Source organism: Lactobacillus nasalidis, from assembly GCF_016587775.1.
In the GTDB taxonomy this organism is placed as follows: Bacteria; Bacillota; Bacilli; order Lactobacillales; family Lactobacillaceae; genus Lactobacillus; species Lactobacillus nasalidis.
In genome coordinates this window covers 1-5,206 of record NZ_BOCG01000508.1, presented here as the reverse complement: position 1 = coordinate 5,206, position 5,206 = coordinate 1, and the positions used below count along the sequence as shown (strand labels likewise).

Below are 5,206 nucleotides of genomic sequence, written 5' to 3'. Positions count from 1 at the left end.
CAGCTTCAGCTGCCAGAACGGGCCGAACATCCATATCGGCCACCATTTCCTGGCCGGCAGCGGCCTGATGATCATTGACGCCGCTGAGGTCCGGATCGGCAATTACGTGACCATGGGGCCAGACTGCCTGCTGACGACCCAGGCCCACCCCCGGTCCACCAGCCAGCGCCGCCAGCGCCTGGCCCGGGCTGAAGCAATCGAGCTGGGCAATGACGTCTGCCTGGGGGCGAGGGTCACTGTCCTGGCCGGGGTCAGAATCGGCGACAACGTGATCGTGGAAGCCGGGGCGGTAGTCGACCATGACCTGCCCGCCAACGGCGTTTTCGCGGGAAACCCGGCGCGGAAAATTGCTGACCTGGAGAATGACTGCGAATAAAGTTGCAACTTAAAGTTTGACTTTATCATTATGTTTTAAGTAAAATATCACTATCAGCGTTAGCTGTGTTAACAAGTTGGGAGTCAAAATGAAAATTGTTTTGCAAATTTTAGCCTGCCTGGTGGCAGCTGAGTTCTTTTACATCATGTACCTGGAAACGATCGCGACCACTTCCGCGAAGACCGCGCAGGTGTTTCAGATCAGCCAGGAGGAGCTGAGCCGTCCGGCCTTGAACGTCCTGTTCAAGAACCAAGGGGTCTACAACGGCTTGCTGGGCGTTTTGCTCTTGATCGCGGCTTTTGCCCTGGGCAAAATCGTCCTGCAGCTGCTTTTGGTCTACATCATCCTGGTGGCCGCCTACGGGGCGGTGACCAGCAATCCGAAGATCATCTTGATGCAGGGGGGATTGCCAATTTTGACTTTGATCGTCAGCTTTTTCGCGTGAGACTAAGGTTTGTGGATTGAAAGAGGTTATTCTTAATTTCAGAAAAAGCTTGCGCTAATTTTCTGTAGGAATATAATATTTTTAATTAAATAATTAATTTTAGCGCAGCTGTTGAATAGGTGGGAGAACAAAATGGTTGAATACAAAATCGACAAAACCGACCGACGAATTTTACAAATGTTGGAAGAGAATGCCCGGATTTCCGTCAAGGACATCGCGGAAGCCAACTTCATGTCTTCTCCGGCCGTGGCCAACCGCATCAGAAGAATGGAAGCCAATGACCTGATCAAGCACTACTATGCCGACATCGACTACTCGGCCATGGGCTACGTGGTCAAGGCCTTCATCAATCTGGAAGTCAAGCCCGAAGACAAGAGCGAGTTCTATCCCTTTATTGAGAAGATTCCGAACGTGATCCAGTGCGACTGCGTTACCGGCGACTACTCGATGCTGATCCAGGCGGCTTACCGGCGCCCTGAGGAACTGGACCACCTGGTCAACGAGCTGCAGAAGTTCGGCCGGACCAAGACCGAAATCGCCTTTTCAACCCCGATCGAACACCGGCCGATTCCAGTCAGAAGCGAAAGCGACGAGGAAGACGACAAGAAAGAAAACTGATTTTCAGCCTCCGTTTTTAAAGCAGCGGGGGCTTTTTTTGTGGCCTTTTTTCAAAGAAAAAGTTAAGCTTGCCAATTTACCGCTTACAATTATACCAATTTGGAAACAGGGGGCTTGACCTTCTGCCAAAAAACAGCTATGATTCCTATTGCAGGTGCAAAATACAAATTAGTCCAATATCTTAAATTGAACTAGACCAAAGGAGAAAACTTATGTGCGGAATTGTCGGTGTAGTTGGCAAGCCAGCTAGAGAAGTCGTTTTGAACGGTTTGAAGAACCTGGAGTACCGCGGCTATGATTCAGCCGGGATCTACCTGAACGACTTGCAAGGACATGAATACTTGACCAAGGCAGTCGGCCGGATTGCCAATCTGGAAGAAAAGATGACTCCAGAAGAAGAAGGGACTACCGGGATCGGTCATACCCGTTGGGCAACCCACGGTCACCCAACGGTGGAAAACGCCCACCCACACTACTCAGAAGACGGCCGCTTCTACCTGGTGCACAACGGCGTTATTGAAAACTACCTGGAACTGAAGGAAAAGTACCTGGAAGGGGTAGACTTCAAGTCAGAAACTGACACGGAAGTCATCGTGCAGCTGGTGGCCAAGATTGCCAAGGATGAGAAGCTGCCGGCTTTTGAAGCCTTCAAGAAGACTTTGAAGCTGGTCAAGGGGTCTTATGCCTTCTTGCTGGTTGACAACACCCAGCCAGATCACATTTACATTGCCAAGAACAAGAGCCCGATGATGCTGGGCCTGGGCGACGGTTTCAACATCATCGCCTCAGACGCCATCTCGGTTCTGGACCAGACCAAGACCTTTATTGCCTTGAACGACGGCGACTGCGCCGACGTGACCAAGGACGCGATCGAAATCCAGGACTACGACGGCAACAAGGTTGAAAGAGAAGCCCACGTTCTGGACATCGACCCGAACGCTGCTTCCAAGGGGACTTACGAGTTCTACATGCTCAAGGAAATCGACGAGCAGCCGGCCGTAATGCGCCGCCTGTCAACCGACTACCTGGATGAAGCCGGCGAACCGGTCGTTGACGAAAAGATCGTTGACGCTGTCAGCCAGGCTGACCGGATCTACATCTTCGCGGCCGGGACTTCCTACCACGCCGGCCTGGTTGGCCAGCAGGTCTTTGAGAAGTTCACGGGCATCCCGACTGAAGTCGGCTACGCTTCTGAAGCGGGCTACCACTTCCCAATGATGTCCAAGCACCCGTTCTTCATCTTCTTGACCCAGTCCGGTGAAACTGCCGACTCCCGGGTCGTATTGACTGAAGCCAACAAGCGCGGGATCCCAAGCTTGACCATGACCAACGTGGAAGGGTCAACCCTGTCAAGAGAAGCAAGCTACACCATGCTCTTGAACGCTGGTCCGGAAATCGCCGTTGCCTCAACCAAGGCTTACACGGCCCAGGTTGCCCTGCAGGCGATTCTGGCCAAGGCTGTCGGTGAGAAGCTGGGCGATTCAGCTGCCAAGGACTGGAATCTCAAGCAGGGCCTGAGCCTGGCTGCTGAAGGGATCCAGGAAATCGTTGACGGCAAGGAAAAGATCGAAGAACTGGCCAAGAAGTACCTGGTGCCATCCAGAAACGCCTTCTACATTGGCCGGGGGATCGACCACGCCGTTGCCCTGGAAGGCGCCTTGAAGCTGAAGGAAGTTTCCTACATTCAAACTGAAGGCTTCGCAGCTGCTGAACTGAAGCACGGGACCATTTCCCTGATCGAAGACGGCACTCCGGTGATTGCCTTGATCAACGACCCGGTAACGGCCGACCTGACCCGGGGCAACATCCAGGAAGTCGCTTCCCGCGGGGCCAACGTGATCACCATCGTCGGCAAGCAGTTTGCCAAGGAAGGCGACACGATCGTTCTGCCGGAAATCGACTACTACCTGTCAGCCCTGCTGTCAGTAGTGCCGACCCAGCTGCTGGCTTACTACGCTTCCAAGAACAAGGGCTTGGACGTTGACAAGCCGCGTAACCTGGCCAAGAGCGTCACGGTTGAATAATTTTGACCTGAAAACAGACAAACAGAAGTGAACTGCCCCGCAATTGTTAGACAATCCGTCTAATGATTGCGGGGTATTTTGCTTAGGCATTGTTCTTTGCCAAAAGGATTTTTCTTTTGCTACAATAGTGGCGGACTTTTTAGAAGGGAAGACGCGCGATGATTGTGACTGACCGGCAGAAAAGAATTCTGCAGATCCTGCTGGAAAATGAAGACGGCATCAGCCTGGCCGAGGTGGAAAAAAGGCTGGACACCAGCCGGCGGACCCTGTACCGGGAGCTGGGGCTCTTGCGGCCGGAGCTGGCCAAGTCGGGCCTGGAGCTGACCAACAGAAAGCGGCACCTGCAGCTGACCGGTCCGGCGGAAGCAGTGGAAAGCCTGCGCGGCGAGCTGAAGGAGAGCCGGGGGCAAAGCGAGATGAAGGCCGATGAGCGGGGCAATGCTTTGGCGGCCCTGCTGCTATTGGAAGATGAGCCGGTGAAGATCGTGGCCCTGGCCGGCCGGCTTGGGGTCAGCGAGGCCACCGTGCAGGCCGACTTGAATGCCGTGGCCGCCTCCTTGGCCAAGTACCAAATCGAGCTCAAGCGGACCAAGGGCCTGGGCGTCCAGGTCAGCGGGCTGGAGAGCCAGCGGCGGCGGATTCTGAACGGCATCCTGCTCAGTGAAAGCAACGACTACGTCTTTTTTGCCTATCTCAACCAAAAGGACCGGGCCAAGTCGGGGAACTTTTTCATCGACCTGCTGCCCAAAGCCGACCTGATCAACTGCTGGCAGGCCGTGAAGACCCTCCTGCCGGTCTTCAGCTTTGAAACCGACTACCAGCTCATCGAGCTGATACTTTTGTTTGCCATCAGCCTGCTGCGCCTGAGAAAGGGCAAGAGCGTCGAGGAGACGGCGGCGCGGCCGGACTCTTTGAAGTACCAGAGCTATGTCTACCAGATCTTTGCCCGCTTGGACGATTCCGGCGCCGTCTTGTCGCGGGGGGAGGCCGTTTTTCTGGCCAACCGCCTGCAGGATTACGAGGACCAGCAGGTGCCGTTTGCTGACGACGACCAGGAGGTTTTCGCCAACCTGCGGATCGGCCAGTTCATTCAAGACGTTTCCGACCAGGTGCACTTTGACTTTGGCAAAAATCCCGCCTTCACCCGCCGCCTGCAAAAGCACATTTCGGCCCTGCTCCAGCACAGCGTCAAGCGCCTGCCCAACGTGCGCATTGAGACCTTGAGCCAGCTGACCATGCACTTTCCCAAGTTGTATGAAGCAATCACCGCCGCCTGGAAGCTCGACTTTTCAGAAGAGCTCAACGTCGCTGAGCTGCAGCTGCTCTTGCTGTATTTCGCCAACGAATACGGCAGCCGGCAGCCGCGCCGCAACCTGTCAGCCTTGGTGATCTGCGACAACGGCCTGGGCACCTCGGCCATTCTGGCCACCCGCCTGCAAAAAGAAGTGGCGGAGATCAAGCAGGTCAAGACCGTCCGGGCTTCCGGCCTGGCCCAGCTGAAGCTGGAGGATTACGACATCATCTTCTCGACTCTGGACCTGCCGGGCTTTCCGCGCGAATACCATCTGGTCAGCCCGCTGCTTTTGGGAGGCGAGCTCGACCGGGTCAAAAGCGAGGTGGCAAGCTACGTGGCCAAGTATCCGGCCAAAAGCGCCGTGGCCCAGAAGCCGCGCCAGTTCAGCGATCCCGTGGCGGAACTGACCCGGCTGGCCGGGGCCAGCGGCTTCTGCCAGCAGCTGCTGA

General features: G+C 55.3%; 5 protein-coding genes. All 5 read left to right on the top strand.

Going from position 1 to position 5,206, the window contains the following annotated elements:
• A partial coding sequence (locus tag lacNas_RS09975; protein WP_201331535.1) for a DapH/DapD/GlmU-related protein occupies nucleotides 1-376 on the top strand: 376 nt, incomplete at its 5' end.
• Nucleotides 377-464: 88 nt separating this feature from the next.
• Nucleotides 465-821, top strand: a complete 357-nt coding sequence (locus lacNas_RS09970; protein WP_201331534.1) for a DUF1304 domain-containing protein — start codon at nucleotides 465-467, stop codon at nucleotides 819-821.
• Between the two features lie 132 nt (nucleotides 822-953).
• Nucleotides 954-1,439 (top strand): Lrp/AsnC family transcriptional regulator, encoded by a 486-nt coding sequence (locus lacNas_RS09965; protein ID WP_201331533.1) that lies wholly within the window; start codon nucleotides 954-956, stop codon nucleotides 1,437-1,439.
• A gap of 212 nt (nucleotides 1,440-1,651) precedes the next feature.
• Nucleotides 1,652-3,463, top strand: coding sequence for a glutamine--fructose-6-phosphate transaminase (isomerizing) (gene glmS, locus lacNas_RS09960; RefSeq protein ID WP_201331532.1), 1,812 nt, complete (start codon nucleotides 1,652-1,654; stop codon nucleotides 3,461-3,463).
• Nucleotides 3,464-3,621: 158 nt separating this feature from the next.
• The coding region (locus lacNas_RS09955; RefSeq protein WP_201346820.1) for a BglG family transcription antiterminator at nucleotides 3,622-5,206 on the top strand (1,585 nt) is incomplete at its 3' end.

Excerpts from the sequence above, each read along its gene's own strand:
- lacNas_RS09970 (WP_201331534.1), top strand. The coding sequence starts at position 465 with ATGAAAATTGTTTTGCAAATTTTAGCCTGCCTGGTGGCAGCTGAGTTC.
- lacNas_RS09965 (WP_201331533.1), top strand. The coding sequence starts at position 954 with ATGGTTGAATACAAAATCGACAAAACCGACCGACGAATTTTACAAATG.
- glmS (WP_201331532.1), top strand. The coding sequence starts at position 1,652 with ATGTGCGGAATTGTCGGTGTAGTTGGCAAGCCAGCTAGAGAAGTCGTT.